The sequence below is a fragment of the Saccharophagus sp. K07 genome, assembly GCF_014336955.1.
Classification (GTDB): domain Bacteria; phylum Pseudomonadota; class Gammaproteobacteria; order Pseudomonadales; family Cellvibrionaceae; genus UBA5868.
On record NZ_QRAI01000001.1, the window covers coordinates 187,424 to 201,885 of the forward strand.

Sequence of the window (14,462 nt, forward strand, 5' to 3'; positions counted from 1 at the left end):
AAGAGTTGAGCTGTGCTAATTATGCCAAATTTTTGGACTTAACCAGAGGCTCCTTAGATCAACACAATGAGATCAATAGGAATAAACCCATGAATTTCCGTCTGCGTAATAAGTGAATTCACCGCAGCTGGTAAATTCAATTCGCATGTACAGTGAGCCATTAAGTGTTAACTCGATAGTCCCGGTTCCAAGGCGACCGTTGTCGCATAAGCTGAGATTCTTGGCGGTCAAGGTGTACGTATTGGTTCGAGAATCGCTAATGACAACGCTGCCGGAAATTTCATAGGTATTAGAGCTGGATTTTGTAACGGAGCTGTTATGCAACCTATAGCTGCTTCCATAAGTTGATCTATACCACGTGCCATCTTCGCAAGTTGTGTTGTTATTTTGAGTTACGCAGTATTGTGAATATTTGTATCGGTGCGCATCATTGGTTGTTTTTGATGTGAAGGTATAGTCATAAGACCAAGTCATTGTGTAGCTGGATTCGGAGGTATATTCTCCGTCCAGCCAGAATTTTCCATTTATGAGGTGGTTGCCACTACAGTAATTGCTGTAAGTGGATTCTGAATTTGTCGTGTAAGGGAAAATAACACCTAGCCGATCGGGCATAGTTACCGTCGTAACGGTTTTGATCTGACCACCGCAAGGTCCCGGTTTTACCGTTTCTGAGGTTCGAGAAGCGGAAGCCGGAATGGAGTTCAACAGGGCGACATTACTGGCAGCGATGCCTTCGGTTGGTGGGTCAATTTGCGGGCCGTCATATGACTCGATAGCATTGAGCGCTAATTCTGTAATGGCTATAGCCACCTCTTCTTCCGTTACAACGGAGCCGCTGCTTGAGCTGCTGGAACCAGCGCTACTGCTTCCACTACTCGAAGTCGATCCGGGGTTGTCGATGTTGGGGAATTTTGTGCTGGGCTGGCCAGGCTTTCCGCCGCTCCCTCCGCTTGAGCACGCGGAAATGAAAAGGGTAGAGAAAAACAAAAAGAAAATGAGTGATGCGATTTTCCGATTGATAGCAATAATTGCTTTCATAAGCCTACCTTGATTGTCCGTTAATTAAATCCGTCCTGCTTCTTCGATTCGTAACTTTTATTTGCAAACTTTTTTTATGAGATTTGAGGAAGGGAACGAGTGAATCCTTGGCGAAATGCGGTGGGTGAGGAAGAGATAGTGTCCAGCCAAAGGGTTTCATAAATTCCGTGCGATTTCCGCGCAAAAAAATCATCTATGGCGCAACAAATAATGCGCGCAATCTGGGATTGTTGTTTCTTCGAAGAAAAATGTTGGTTTGTCGAACCCCTCGATCCATCGGGGCTTGTCGAGTGTAGATAGGCAGGCGTGCTGCGCTGCAGTGTCTAGCCAACATATTGAAACTTGGCGCGACTATATTTGAAAAAGAACCTGACGCCAAGGTGAGAGCAAGAGCTGGGTGTATTCGAACGTATGTATGATTGAGCTGGCTTGGGACTGATTTTGGTTGGCAGAAAGAGTTAGGCCTCAGGCGAGCCGTGAGTACTTCTTATATAGATGGGATGATCCTGTAGGGAGCATTCGAGCAGCACTGCTTGCGGATTGGCTGCCTAGGGGGCGCCTGAGAATTGTCTGCCTCCCTGGCCTTTTGGTGTACAATTGCGCCCCTTCATTTGCCCCGACCCGTTTGAGGATGCCCATGTTTGATAAGTCCCTGACCCTCGCCCAGTTTGACCCTGAACTGTGGAACGCCATCGAGAGCGAAAGCCGTCGCCAGGAAGAGCACATCGAGCTGATTGCCTCGGAAAACTACGCTAGCCCGCTCGTCATGGTTGCCCAGGGCACTAAGCTGACCAACAAGTATGCTGAAGGTTACCCGAGCAAGCGCTATTACGGCGGTTGCGAATACGTCGACCAAGCCGAAGCTCTGGCCATTCAACGCGCCAAAGAACTGTTCGGCGCCGATTACGCCAACGTCCAGCCGCACTCAGGTTCACAAGCGAACTCTGCGGTTTATCAAGCACTGCTCAACCCGGGCGACACCGTATTGGGTATGAGCCTGGCTCACGGTGGCCACTTGACTCACGGCGCCAAAGTCAATTTCTCCGGCAAGATCTATAACGCGGTCCAGTACGGTTTGAACCCGGAAACTGGTCTGGTGGATTACGAAGAAGTGGCCCGCCTGGCGCGCGAGCACAAGCCGAAAATGATCGTTGCCGGTTTCTCTGCCTACAGCCAAGTCATGGACTGGCAGAAATTCCGCGAAATCGCTGACGAAGTCGGCGCCTATCTGTTGGTCGACATGGCGCACGTAGCCGGTCTGGTCGCCGCAGGTGTTTACCCATCGCCGGTGCAAATCGCCGATGTCACCACCTCCACCACTCACAAAACCCTGCGCGGTCCGCGCGGCGGCATCATCCTGGCGAAAGCCAACGAAGAGATCGAGAAAAAACTCAACTCCGCCGTATTCCCCGGCGGTCAGGGCGGTCCTTTGATGCACGTCATCGCCGCCAAAGCGGTGAGCTTCAAAGAAGCCATGAGCCCCGAGTTCAAGGCTTATCAGCAACAGGTCGTCAAAAACGCCAAAGCCATGGCGGCGACCTTTATCGAGCGCGGTATCAAGATCGTCTCTGGCGGTACTGAAAACCACCTGATGCTGCTCGACCTGATCGGCAAAGAGTACAGCGGTAAAGACGCTGACGAAGCTCTGGGCAACGCCAATATCACCGTGAACAAAAACGCGGTGCCGAACGACCCGCGTTCACCTTTCGTCACCAGCGGTCTGCGCGTTGGTACTCCGGCGATCACCACTCGCGGCTTTAAAGAAGCCGAGTGTCGCGATCTGGCGAACTGGATGTGCGATGTGTTGGAGAGTCTGGAAAATGGCACTTCAGCTAAAGTTATTCCGGAAGTCAAAGAGAAAGTTCTCGCCATTTGTGCCAAGTTCCCGGTTTACGGTAACTAATCCACTCCAGGCGGGGCGCAAGCTCCGCCTTTATCTGCGCCTCGCATGGGAAAGGGCGCCTTTAGGAGCCTGTTCGTGCATTGTCCATTCTGTAACCAAGCCGATACCAAAGTTATAGATTCCCGTCTGGTCGCCGACGGCGCCCAAGTGCGTCGCCGCCGTGAGTGCCTGAGTTGTCACGAACGCTTCACCACCTTTGAAGTGGCCGAATTGTTGATGCCGCGCATCATCAAAAACGACGGCACACGTGAACCGTTCGACGAGCAGAAGTTGCGCCACGGTTTGCTGAAAGCCCTGGAAAAACGCCCCGTGAGCGTGGAGCGCATCGAGGCCACGATCAACTCCATCAAGCAGGATCTGCAGGCCACTGGCGAGCGCGAAGTAAAATCGCGTTATGTCGGGGAAAAGGTGATGGAAGCTTTGCGCTCGCTCGACGGTGTTGCCTATGTGCGGTTTGCTTCCGTGTACCGCAGTTTTCAGGACATCAGTGAGTTTCGCCAAGCGCTGGATCATCTGGAGAGCGCGCCGGAATGACAGCCGGTTCCGACCAGTGGAGTTCCGCCGATCAGCACTGGATGCAGCGCGCCTGTGACCTCGCCCTTCGCGGGCTGAATTCCACTACGCCTAATCCGCGCGTCGGTTGTGTCCTGGTCAACAGCCGCGGCGAACTGGTCGCCGAGGGCTACCACCGCCGCGCTGGCGATGCGCATGCGGAAATTGATGCCTTGCGCAATGCCGGCGATGCCGCGCGCGGCTGTACTGCCTATGTCACGCTCGAACCCTGCAATCACCAGGGGCGCACCGGCCCCTGCAGTGAAGCCTTGATTACTGCGGGTGTAGCGGAAGTTGTTTACGGCATGGAAGACCCGAACCCCTTGGTCAGCGGCAAAGGTCTGCAGCGCTTGCGCGATGCTGGAATAAAGGTGAGAGGTCCCCTGCTGGAAGCGCAGGTGCGCGACCTCAACCCAGGATTTATCAAACGCATGACGACTGGCCGTCCGCTAGTGCGCTGCAAGCTGGCGATGAGTTTGGATGGCCGCACGGCGATGGCGTCGGGCGAAAGTTTTTGGATTACCGGCGAAGCGGCGCGGGCGGATGTGCAGCATTGGCGCGCGCGTTCCTGCGCAATCGTGACCGGTATTACCTCTGTAATGAAGGATGATCCGGCGCTGACGGTGCGTGATCCGGCGTTTGGAGAAAATCCGCGTCAGCCGTTGCGCGTGGTGGTCGACACCCGTTTGCGCACCCCTGAAGACGCGCGCTTGTTGCGTATGCCAGGCGCTACTGTTATTGCGACCTGTGCGTTGAATCGCCCAGCAATAGGGGCGGAAATCTGGGGCTTGCCCAGTGTGGTGGGTTCCGTCGACTTGAATGCCTTGCTGAAAAAGCTGGCAGAGCGCGGCTGTAACGAAATATTGGTGGAAGCGGGCCCGACCCTGGCCGGAAGTTTTTTGCGCGCCGGTTTGATCGATGAGCTGATCGTATATATGGCTCCCAAACTTCTCGGCAGTACGGCGCGGCCTTTGTTTGATTTACCACTGTCGTTTATGTCCGAAGCTGTGCAACTGGATATCAAGGACGTAAAACAAATCGGTGCGGATTGGCGTTTTCTCGCTCAGGTTCAATACCCAGAACCTCAGATCATTTGACGGGATCCACTATGTTTACCGGCATTATCGAAACCATAGGAACAGTCTCCGAAGTCAAAACCATTGGCGGTGACGTGCGTCTGACCGTGCGCGCGCCGAAGCTGGATTGGACGCGCGTGCGATTGGGCGACTCCATCGCCACCAATGGCATCTGTTTAACGGTGATCGAAAAACTCGCCGACGGTTTTCGTGCGGATGTATCGCGCGAGACCTTGAGTCTCACCACTCTGGGCAACTGGAAATCCGGAACCCAGGTGAACCTGGAGCAGGCGCTGACGCCCGAGTCCCGCCTGGGTGGTCATATTGTGAGCGGCCATGTGGACGGCATAGGTGAAGTGATCAGCCGTCACGGCGATGCGCGTTCCGAGCGCCTGCAAATCCGCGCCCCGGACAGCCTCGCCAAATACATCGCCCATAAGGGCTCGATTACAGTCGATGGCACCAGCCTGACAGTCAATGCGGTCAATGGAGCGGTTTTCGATCTCAATATAGTGCCCCATACCCTGAAAGAGACTGTGATCCAGCACTATCACGTCGGCACCCAGGTCAATCTGGAAGTCGACGTGATTGCTCGTTATCTGGAGCGCTTGTTAATGGGCGACAAGGCTGCCCAGCCGGAGAAACCAGGGATAACCCCAGAGTTTTTGGCGCAGAATGGGTTTTATAAGTGACCCGTCCAACCTCCCCTGGTGCTGTTCTCCCTCCCCTTGGGATGGGGTGGGGTCATTGTTATTCGTTGCCCAATAGGCTGAACCAGTTTTATCAGCATTCATAGGAGAGATCCGTGGCTCTTAATACCACTGCTGAAATCATCGAAGACATCCGCCAGGGCAAGATGGTGATCCTGATGGATGATGAAGATCGTGAAAATGAAGGCGATCTGATCATGGCGGCGGAGAAGGTGCGGCCGGAAGATATCAACTTTATGGCGCGCCACGCCCGCGGTCTGATTTGTTTGACGCTGACGGAAGCCCGCTGTCGCCAGTTGGGCTTGCCGCTGATGGTGTCGGACAATCGCGCCAGCCATCGCACCAATTTCACTGTGTCCATCGAAGCGGCCGAAGGCGTTTCCACCGGGATCAGCGCGGCAGATCGCGCGCGCACTGTGTTGGCGGCGGTTGCCAAAAATGCAGAGCCCAAGGATATAGTTCAGCCAGGACATATCTTTCCTGTAATGGCGCAGCCCGGCGGCGTTCTTACCCGCGCCGGCCACACCGAGGCGGGATGCGATCTGGCGCGCCTGGCCGGTCTGGAACCTGCGGCCGTTATAGTCGAGATCATGAACGACGACGGCACCATGGCGCGCCGGCCCGACCTGGAGAAATTCGCCAAGCATCACGGCATAAAGATCGGTACTATCGCCGACCTGATCCAGTACCGCACCGTGCACGAAAAAACCGTGGAGTGCATCAATGAGCGTAAGGTGCAAACGCTGCACGGCGATTTCCTGCTGAAGACCTACTTGGACGGCGCGCGTAACGAGCGCCATTTTGCGTTGGTGAAAGGCAAGATAGAGCCGGAAGAGCCGATTCTGGTGCGAGTGCATGTGGGCAGTACCGCGCGCGATTTGCTGGGGCTATGGCCAGCGGGTGGTGCGGAAGAGAAACCTTGGACCTGCCAGGCGGCCATGCAGAAAATTGCCGCCGAAGGCAAGGGAGTTGTGGTACTCATCTGCCACAACGAAACCACCGAAGAAATTGAAGAGAGTATCGATTGGATCATGACCGGCAAACCGCGCACGCCTTGCCGCCAATTGGCCTACAAACAAGTGGGTACAGGGTCGCAGATACTGCAGGATCTCGGCGTCCAAAAAATGCGCCTGATGAGTGCGCCTTATCGCTTCAACGCCATTTCCGGCTTCAATCTGGAAGTGGTGGAGTACATCTCCAATAGTGATTAAGCAAAGAAATATCTAAACAGCGAACACGGAAATTTTATGAACGTAATTGAAGGTAATTTCCACTCCGTCAGCGGCCGTTATGTACTACTGGTCAGCCGCTGGAACAGCTTTGTCGTGGAGCATTTAAAAGAAGGTGCAATCGATGCCCTGCGCCGCCACGGCGTCGACGACAAACAAATCGAGATCGTCTATGCCCCGGGCGCTTTCGAAATGCCGCTGGTCGCACAGAAGCTGGCGCGCAGCGGCAAGTACGATGCGGTCATTGCACTGGGCGCGGTCATTCGCGGTGGCACACCGCACTTTGAATATGTCGCGGGCGAATGCACCAAAGGTCTGGCGCAGGTTTCCCTCGACACGGGAGTTCCGGTCTCGTTTGGCGTGTTGACCGTCGATACCATCGAACAGGCGATCGAACGCTCTGGCACCAAGGCGGGCAACAAAGGCGCGGAAGCGGCGCTGGTGGCGCTTGAGATGGTTTCCCTGCTGGGCAAACTTTGATTTTCGACTCCAGGCGGGAGCCTTATGAGCAAAGAAGAATTCAGTACCCTTCCGGCCCAGCGAAGCAGAGCGCGGCATTACGCAATGCAGGCGCTCTATCAGTGGTCGGTCAGTAAAAATCCCCTCAGTATCATCGAGGCGGAATTCCATGCCGACAACGATATGAGCAAGATCGATGTCGCCTATTTTCATGAGTTGTTGCATCAGGTTCCGGCAAATCTGGCGGTGATCGAGACCGATTTCCTGCCGTTTGTCACCGATCTCACTCTCGACCAAATAGACCCCATCACCCTGGCGTTGCTGCGCATGGGCACCTACGAGCTGCGCTACCGTCTCGACGTTCCCTATCGTGTGGTGATCAACGAAGCGCTGCGTCTGGCGAAAAAATTCGGCGCTACTGACAGCTACAAATTCATCAACGGTGTGCTCGACCGGGTTGCCGCCCGCCTGCGCACAGCCGAAATTCAGCAGGCGCGCTGAGGCTACCCATGGACGAATTCGACCTCATCAACACCTACTTCGCTCGCGCTCCTCTCGGCACCGATGTGCTCTTGGGCATAGGGGACGACTGCGCAATCGTGCAGCCACCGGAGGGGCGGCAGTTGGTGATGTCGATCGACACCATGGTGGACGGTGTGCATTTTCCCCACGGGACAGCGCCGGAGCGCATAGGCGTACGCGCCATGTGCGCAGCGTTGAGCGACCTCGCGGCCATGGGCGCGCGAGCTCACTGGTTCACCATGGCGCTGACGCTGCCAGAGAGTGATCCGGAGTGGGTGTCAGCTTTTGCTGAAGGGGTGTTTTCCGTTGCCAACCGCTATGAGTGCAGCCTAATTGGTGGTGATACAACCAAAGGTCCCTTGTGCGTGACTGTGCAAGTGCACGGGTCCGTCGAACCCGGTAAAGCTTTGCGCCGATCCGGCGCCCGGCCGGATGACGTGATCTACGTTACTGGCAACCTGGGAGATGGCGCCGCTGCACTAGCGGTGATCCAAAAACAGCTCACGGTCAGCGCTGGCACTTACAGCTACTTGCTGAAACGGTTCTACGCCCCGACCCCGCGAATCCCGGAAGGAGAAATGCTGGTTGGTATGGCTTCCGCAGCTATTGATGTGTCGGACGGGCTCTATGCCGATCTGGGCAAAATCTGTGAGGCGAGCGGAGTTGGGGCTGTTGTCGAGGTTACGAGTCTGCCCATCTCCGAGCATTGGCGCAGTTACACCACAGAAGGGCAAAGCCAGCAATGGGCTCTGACCGGTGGGGACGATTACCAACTATGCTTTACCGTGCCGAGTGAGCACGCTCCGCGACTGGACTCCTGGATTGCGGAAGGCCGTATCAACGCCACGGCCATCGGCAGAATTACCCACAAACAAGAACTGTTATTGGTCAAAAACGGCAAGCCTTTCGAACTGGAGCGCCGGGGGTATGATCACTTTGGCTGATGCAAACCCCAGCGCTCGCGATCTGCTGCGCGACCCCGTCGCGTTTCTCGCCTTCGGTTTTGGTTCCGGTTTAGCGCCATGGGTGCCGGGTACTGTAGGTACTTTGGCGGCGGTGCCGATTTATTGGTTGGCAGCCACCTATTTGCCGCTGACCGGCTATTTGGTGATGGTCGCAGTGGCGCTGGTGCTCGGTGTCTACCTCTGCCATCACACCGCATACAAACTGGGTGTTCACGATCACGGTGGCATCGTCTGGGACGAATTTGTCGGCTTCTGGCTCACCATGATTGCGGTGCCTTTACATTGGTATTGGGTATTGGCGGGATTTGTTCTGTTCCGCGTATTCGACATGATCAAACCCTGGCCCATCAGCGTGATTGATCGCCGTGTGGGCGGAGGCGTCGGCATTATGTTGGATGACGTGCTCGCGGCCATACCTGCAGCGGCCTGTTTGCAGGCACTGATTTATTTTTCGGGCTGATGCCCATTTGGAGGTTGTATCCACGGTGGCCATTTCCTTCGTTGAATCGTCCAAATTGCCCACCCCTTGGGGCATGTTTGAAATGCATGGCTTTAGTGACAGCGGCGCTGACAAAGAGCATGTGGTGTTAACTATGGGGGATTTGCGCACGCCTGAACCCGTATTGATCCGCGTGCACTCGGAATGCCTGACTGGCGATGCGCTGTTCAGTTTGCGCTGCGATTGTGGCGCACAGCTGCAAGCGGCTATGCACAAAATTGCTTTGGAAGGGCGGGGAGCAATTTTTTATTTGCGCCAAGAGGGAAGGGGAATTGGCCTGCTCAATAAAATCCGCGCATATCATTTGCAGGACCGCGGAGCGGACACTGTAGAAGCGAACGAGCAATTGGGATTTGGCGCCGATATGCGCGACTACTCTCTGCTGCGCCCCATGTTTGAGCATTTTGGTATTCAAAAAGTCCGGGTGATGACCAACAATCCCCGAAAAATCAAAGCGCTAAAAGAACAAGGTGTTGAAGTTGTTGAACGTATTCAGCATGTTACCGGGCGCAATCCGCATAACCAGCACTATCTCGATACCAAGCGAGGAAAGCTTGGTCACCTGTTGAACGAGTAAATTAAATTGCTTTGAAGCTGCGGCAGAAAATGCTGCTCGTCTAGATGTCGCAAAAAGCCATGCGTTGCTTAATAAATGTTGAGTAGCGCGTGGCTTTGTTTTTTGGCTCTTAGGTTTGCACTCAAAAAATAATTTGAGCTGCGATTCGTCTTTTTGGCGTGCGGTTTTTATGCTTGGCTTCGAATATCTTTGGAAGTGTTCTGTAGGCGAAACGAAACATAAAAATTAACTTGTGCATTTTTATTTGTTCGCGATGCTTTCCTTTTCGGCTTGGTTTATCATGCGCCTCCTTCGCAGCGCATTTCGTAAAACGGCTCCAGAATTTCACAATCTTCGGTTTGACGCAGCCTGAATTTGTCGTCGCAGTTTTTGCCGAAACCGACCGCAGGGATCAACGATAGGGAAATATCGATAAGCGCTATCTTCATCGGAAACCAATAGTTGAGGACCAACGATTGTCACGCGGCAGTTTTTACAGAGGTGCAGGTTACTTATCGTGCGCTTTCGCGTTGGCGCTGCCGTTTGGGATCGGATTGCCGATCTGTGTGCAGGCGGAGGACGATCGCCGCGATCTCGTGTTACTGGATCTGACTCTGGAAGAACTCTCCCAATTATCCGTAACCTCCGTGTCGCGTCGTCCAACACCTTTGGCTGCAGCGGCGGCCTCCATTTATGTCATCACCGGTGAAGAGATCCGCCGCTCTGGTTCCACTACCCTGGCGGAAGCGCTTCGACTCGCTCCCAATCTTCATGTCGCGCGCGCCAATGGGCAGAGCTACGCAATTTCTGCGCGCGGCTTCAATAATCGAATTTCCAATAAATTGCTGGTGCTTGTAGATGGTCGCACCATCTATTCCAATTTATTTTCCGGAGTTTACTGGGATTCACAGGACCTTATTCTGGAGGATATCGAGCGCATCGAAGTGATCAGCGGGCCCGGCTCTACCTTGTGGGGAGTCAATGCAGTGAATGGCGTAATCAACGTTATCACGCGCTCCGCTGATGACACGCAAGGCACTTTGTTGAGCACCGGCAGCAGTACGGAAGAGCGGCAATTGGCAGCTCGTTATGGTGGTTCTGTAGGTGAAGCAGTGCATTACCGTGTGTATGCCAAACATCGTATTCAGGACGATGTGAAAACAGCGGCGGGTTTCGCCAGTCAGAGCGGCTTTCACCGCAGTTTGATCGGATTTCGCACGGATTGGGATCTACTTAAGCAGTTTGTGACCGTGCAAGGCGAGGCAATGAGTGGGCGTCTGCAACAACCGAGGTTCGAGGACTTGGATGCGCTCAATGTGAACTTGTTGGCGCGCGTCAAACATAGAGCAGGTCATAACTCTGAACTGATGGTGCAGACCTATTTAGAACACCATCGCCGAGATCAGCCAGGCTTCACAAGTGAGCAGACCGATACCATCGACCTGGATTTGGTGCACAGCTTTCGTATGGGGCGACGTCACCAACTGGTATGGGGCGGGGGTTATAGGCACGCTCAGGATGAGGTGGAGCAGCTCGATAACGGCCCCTATTTCTATGTCCCCTCCGCAAGGGCTCTCAACTGGGCAAATCTGTTTGCTCAAAATGACATAGACCTGTTTGATTCTGTGCATCTGACGCTGGGTGCGAAATTCGAGCGCAACCCCTACACCGGGTGGGAATCTTTACCCAATGTGCGTCTGTCTTGGGCACCGGAACCCAATCGCTCGCTGCTGTGGGGATCCCTGGCCCGCTCGGTGCGCTCGCCATCCCGGCTCGAGCGCGATATGCATGTCAGCGAATCGGCCGCAGTTCTTCCTCATCGCGGTGGTCCTGAGTTTTTGTCGGAAATCGCCGAGGTGGCGGAATTGGGATATCGCTCCCAGCCATCCACAGCCCTGTCTTATTCCATCACCTTGTTTACCGGTCATTACGAGCGCCTACGGACCCTGGAGCCGATCGGCGAAGCAACGGAATTTCGCAATTTAGCGACTGCAGATAGCTACGGCATCGAATTTTGGGGCAACTGGCAGGTAGCTGATCAATGGCGTTTAAGCGCTGGAGTGGTGGGGCAAAAAGTGGACGTGGAACTCGCTCAGTCCAGCCGTGATTCGCTGGAAGAATCCGGACTGACTTATGGCGACCCCGAAGTCTATTGGCAACTGCGCTCCAGTCATACCTTGACCGATACGCTGGAAGTCGATGCTTTCTTCCGTCGCGTTGGCAAGCTTGGTGCAGATAGGTTTGGTGCCGAGGTCGTATCGACACCCGCCTATTCGTCTTTGGACATACGCTGTGGCTGGCGGTTGACATCGGAGCTGGAAGTGTCGGTCGTCGGACAAAATCTATTGGATCACGCACATGCGGAATTTGGCTCTGCACCAAGCCACGCCGAATTCCGCCGCGCACTCTATGTGAAGTTGTTATGGGAGCTATAACGCTGACACGCCGTTTTTTTGCCGGGCAGAGTCTTTTAAAAAGGATTCTGCAATACCGCTTTCGCGTGTTGGTCACGGCGGTTTTGCTCGGCTTTAGCCTGTCGATTTTGCCGAATATGTCGGCGTCGGCCTCTCCTGTTGCCGCCAGCTTAGAGCGGCAGGTAAAGGCCGCCATGTTGTACAAATTTCTCGGCTATATCGAATGGCCCACTGAATTATTCAAAGATCCTCTCACCCCTTACGTCATAGCTGTGGCTGGAGCGGCGGATATAGCAACCGAATTGCAGCAGATTACGGTCAACCGCACAGTGAACCACCGGCCGATTCAGGTAAAAAAAGTCACCATGAAATCGGATCTTAGCGATGTGCACATGCTGTTTATCGGTCAGGAGGTCAGTGACACGCGCGAGCGGAGCCTGTTGCAAAAGGCGGCGGCGTACAGTGTGGTAACGGTGACGGAAAGCGATATAGGTCTCGGCGCTGGCAGTATCATCAATTTCCGTTTCGTCGATGATCGGGTTGGTTTTGATGTTTCCTTGGTGAACGCCACTGCGCGCGGGGTAAAACTGAGCTCCCGGCTTCTAGCAGTGGCCGGCTATGTGGAGACCGGTGGCTTGTGAAACCTATGCGATACATCAGCCGCTCTGTATCGCGCAAGCTTATGCTGGTTGTGCTCGCAACGACTTTCCTCGCCCTACTGGCCTATGGTCTGATCATGCTGATCTACGATCTGCGCACTTATCACGACAACTGGGTAAAGGATCTGACCACCCAGGCCAATATCATTGCTGAAGTCAGTGCCCCGGCATTGGAATTCAATGATCCAATGGTGGCCCGCGAGACGCTCAACCTTCTCAGCACCCGCCGCTCGATTTTGCAGGCCGCCGTTTATTCCTCCACGGGGGCGGTGTTTGCGGATTATTCCATCAATGGCGAGCGGGCCAAGCCATTGGTGGCGGGGCCATCAGTCGGTTATTTCATCGATGGTGATCGGATATCGGTGGTGCATCCGATCGTCAAAAACGGCGTCACCCTCGGTGCTGTTTATATTTTGGCCCGTTATGAAGCGCGCGCCCGCCTGGCCAATTACGCCTTGATCCTGGCGGGTGTGATGGTGGCGAGCATGAGCCTCGCTCTATTGATTTCTTTCTGGCTGCAAGGCGCGCTTACCCGCCCGCTGTTTGCAGTGACCAATGTGGCGCGCGAAGTAATGCAGAAGCGGGATTTTTCCCTGCGCGCGGAAAAATACTCCCACGATGAGATCGGCCTTCTGGTGGATGCTTTCAACGATATGTTGAGTGAAGTGGAAAAGCGCGCGCGCGCGCTGGAGGATTCCAATCGATCATTGGAACATGAAATGACTGAGCGGCAGGCGGCCGAAAGAGCGCTTTTATTAGCCGATCGCCGTAAAGATGAATTTCTTGCGACTCTGGCGCACGAACTGCGCAATCCACTGGCACCGCTGTTGAACGGTCTGCGCATTCTGCGGCTGGCCGAGCGCGACTCTCCCCAGGTTCGCGATGCGCAAGAGATCATGGAGCGCCAGCTGCGCCAGATGGTCCGGCTGGTGGACGATCTGCTGGATGTATCGCGCATCACTACTGGCAAACTCACCATCAGCCATCAGTGCATCAGTATTCGCGAGGTGATGCAGGCGGCGGTGGAGACCTGCGGGGCCTTTATCGAATCCTGCGGCCACCGCCTGGAGGTGGATTTCCCCTCAGAACCCATCTGTGTCAGTGGCGACAATGTCCGTCTGGCGCAGGTTTTTGCTAATCTGCTAAACAACAGCGCCAAGTACACCAACGCCGGTGGGCTTATCCGCTTTACCGCGCGTCAGTCCGGCGAGTGGGTGATAGTGGAAGTCAGCGATAACGGTATCGGCATAGCGCCCGAGATGCTGCCGGAGATCTTCCATATGTTCACCCAGGTGGATTATTCCCTGGAGCGGGCGCACGCCGGTCTCGGCGTGGGACTGGCGCTGTCCAAGCGGCTGGTGGAATTGCACGGTGGAACCCTGGTGGCGGAGAGCGACGGCATAGGGCGGGGCAGTCGTTTCCTGGTCACTCTGACTACTGTTCCCTGTCCGGAAGACGCCAAGGAAGATACCAAAGCCTCTGCGCCAGAATGCCCGTCACGGCGGATTCTGCTGGTGGACGACAATGTCGATTTCGTCAGCAGCATGGCCTCTTTGCTCAGTTTGCTTGGGCATGAGGTGCAGACGGTTCACGACGGTGTGAGTGCCCTGACGGTAGCTGCCGAGTTTGCTCCGGATTACGCCTTTCTCGATATCGGCATGCCCGGGCTCAACGGTTACGACCTGGCGCGGCGGCTGCGTGAATATCCGGCGACAGCGAATTGTGTATTGACCGCTGTGACCGGGTGGGGACAGGAAAAGGATCGGGAGCTCTCCCGCGCTGCCGGGTTTGACCATCATTTGGTCAAGCCCGTGGAGTTGGCTCAGATTATTGAAGTGCTAAATGGCGTCTGACAGGAATTCCTGAGCTGTCGGCGGTCG

At 54.9% G+C, this 14,462-nt stretch carries 14 protein-coding genes; 13 read left to right on the forward strand and 1 reads right to left on the reverse strand.

Annotated elements, in window-relative coordinates; genetic code table 11:
- Positions 1–72 precede the first annotated feature (72 nt).
- Positions 73–1,038, reverse strand: coding sequence for a hypothetical protein (locus tag DWB84_RS00825; RefSeq protein WP_187407868.1), 966 nt, complete (start codon positions 1,036–1,038; stop codon positions 73–75).
- Positions 1,039–1,675: 637 nt separating this feature from the next.
- Here DWB84_RS00825 and glyA point away from each other — a divergent pair.
- The 13 genes from glyA (at position 1,676) to DWB84_RS00890 (ending at position 14,435) form a co-directional block, all read left to right on the forward strand.
- Positions 1,676–2,941, forward strand: a complete 1,266-nt coding sequence (gene glyA / locus DWB84_RS00830; RefSeq protein ID WP_187407869.1) for a serine hydroxymethyltransferase — start codon at positions 1,676–1,678, stop codon at positions 2,939–2,941.
- A gap of 75 nt (positions 2,942–3,016) precedes the next feature.
- Positions 3,017–3,475: a transcriptional regulator NrdR gene (nrdR, locus tag DWB84_RS00835; protein WP_187407870.1), complete on the forward strand. Its 459-nt coding sequence runs from the start codon at positions 3,017–3,019 to the stop codon at positions 3,473–3,475.
- Complete coding sequence (gene ribD, locus DWB84_RS00840) at positions 3,472–4,590, forward strand: bifunctional diaminohydroxyphosphoribosylaminopyrimidine deaminase/5-amino-6-(5-phosphoribosylamino)uracil reductase RibD (protein WP_187407871.1); 1,119 nt, start codon at positions 3,472–3,474, stop codon at positions 4,588–4,590. The genes nrdR and ribD overlap by 4 nt, the downstream gene beginning before the upstream one ends.
- An 11-nt stretch (positions 4,591–4,601) precedes the next feature.
- A complete protein-coding gene (locus DWB84_RS00845) occupies positions 4,602–5,261 on the forward strand; it encodes a riboflavin synthase (RefSeq protein ID WP_187407872.1) in 660 nt (219 codons plus the stop codon).
- 113 nt (positions 5,262–5,374) lie between these two features.
- Complete coding sequence (gene ribBA / locus DWB84_RS00850) at positions 5,375–6,490, forward strand: bifunctional 3,4-dihydroxy-2-butanone-4-phosphate synthase/GTP cyclohydrolase II (RefSeq protein ID WP_187407873.1); 1,116 nt, start codon at positions 5,375–5,377, stop codon at positions 6,488–6,490.
- 36 nt (positions 6,491–6,526) lie between these two features.
- On the forward strand, positions 6,527–6,988 hold the full coding sequence (ribE, locus tag DWB84_RS00855) for a 6,7-dimethyl-8-ribityllumazine synthase (RefSeq protein WP_187407874.1): 462 nt from the start codon (positions 6,527–6,529) through the stop codon (positions 6,986–6,988).
- Between the two features lie 24 nt (positions 6,989–7,012).
- The gene (gene nusB, locus DWB84_RS00860; protein ID WP_187407875.1) at positions 7,013–7,468 is read left to right on the forward strand and encodes a transcription antitermination factor NusB; all 456 of its coding nucleotides are present in this window, start codon (positions 7,013–7,015) and stop codon (positions 7,466–7,468) included.
- Positions 7,469–7,476: 8 nt separating this feature from the next.
- On the forward strand, positions 7,477–8,433 hold the full coding sequence (gene thiL / locus DWB84_RS00865; RefSeq protein WP_187407876.1) for a thiamine-phosphate kinase: 957 nt from the start codon (positions 7,477–7,479) through the stop codon (positions 8,431–8,433).
- Positions 8,417–8,914 (forward strand): phosphatidylglycerophosphatase A, encoded by a 498-nt coding sequence (locus DWB84_RS00870; protein WP_187407877.1) that lies wholly within the window; start codon positions 8,417–8,419, stop codon positions 8,912–8,914. Before thiL ends, DWB84_RS00870 begins: the two co-directional genes overlap by 17 nt.
- Before the next feature lie 25 nt (positions 8,915–8,939).
- Positions 8,940–9,530 carry a GTP cyclohydrolase II gene (gene ribA, locus DWB84_RS00875; RefSeq protein WP_187407878.1) on the forward strand — a complete coding sequence of 197 codons (591 nt, stop codon included), beginning with the start codon at positions 8,940–8,942 and terminating at the stop codon, positions 9,528–9,530.
- A gap of 455 nt (positions 9,531–9,985) precedes the next feature.
- The gene (locus DWB84_RS00880) at positions 9,986–11,944 is read left to right on the forward strand and encodes a TonB-dependent siderophore receptor (protein WP_187407879.1); all 1,959 of its coding nucleotides are present in this window, start codon (positions 9,986–9,988) and stop codon (positions 11,942–11,944) included.
- On the forward strand, positions 11,932–12,564 hold the full coding sequence (locus tag DWB84_RS00885; protein ID WP_187407880.1) for a YfiR family protein: 633 nt from the start codon (positions 11,932–11,934) through the stop codon (positions 12,562–12,564). The genes DWB84_RS00880 and DWB84_RS00885 overlap by 13 nt, the downstream gene beginning before the upstream one ends.
- A 5-nt stretch (positions 12,565–12,569) precedes the next feature.
- Entirely contained in the window at positions 12,570–14,435 is a 1,866-nt protein-coding gene (locus DWB84_RS00890) for an ATP-binding protein (protein WP_255428849.1), read from the forward strand.
- Positions 14,436–14,462 lie beyond the last annotated feature (27 nt).

Bases quoted from the DNA above. Each gene is read 5' to 3' on its own strand.
- DWB84_RS00825 (WP_187407868.1), bottom strand. From the start codon at position 1,038: ATGAAAGCAATTATTGCTATCAATCGGAAAATCGCATCACTCATTTTC.
- DWB84_RS00870 (WP_187407877.1), top strand. From the start codon at position 8,417: ATGATCACTTTGGCTGATGCAAACCCCAGCGCTCGCGATCTGCTGCGC.
- DWB84_RS00845 (WP_187407872.1), top strand. From the start codon at position 4,602: ATGTTTACCGGCATTATCGAAACCATAGGAACAGTCTCCGAAGTCAAA.
- DWB84_RS00885 (WP_187407880.1), top strand. From the start codon at position 11,932: ATGGGAGCTATAACGCTGACACGCCGTTTTTTTGCCGGGCAGAGTCTT.
- DWB84_RS00890 (WP_255428849.1), top strand. From the start codon at position 12,570: ATGCGATACATCAGCCGCTCTGTATCGCGCAAGCTTATGCTGGTTGTG.
- ribD (WP_187407871.1), top strand. From the start codon at position 3,472: ATGACAGCCGGTTCCGACCAGTGGAGTTCCGCCGATCAGCACTGGATG.
- glyA (WP_187407869.1), top strand. From the start codon at position 1,676: ATGTTTGATAAGTCCCTGACCCTCGCCCAGTTTGACCCTGAACTGTGG.
- nusB (WP_187407875.1), top strand. From the start codon at position 7,013: ATGAGCAAAGAAGAATTCAGTACCCTTCCGGCCCAGCGAAGCAGAGCG.
- thiL (WP_187407876.1), top strand. From the start codon at position 7,477: ATGGACGAATTCGACCTCATCAACACCTACTTCGCTCGCGCTCCTCTC.
- ribE (WP_187407874.1), top strand. From the start codon at position 6,527: ATGAACGTAATTGAAGGTAATTTCCACTCCGTCAGCGGCCGTTATGTA.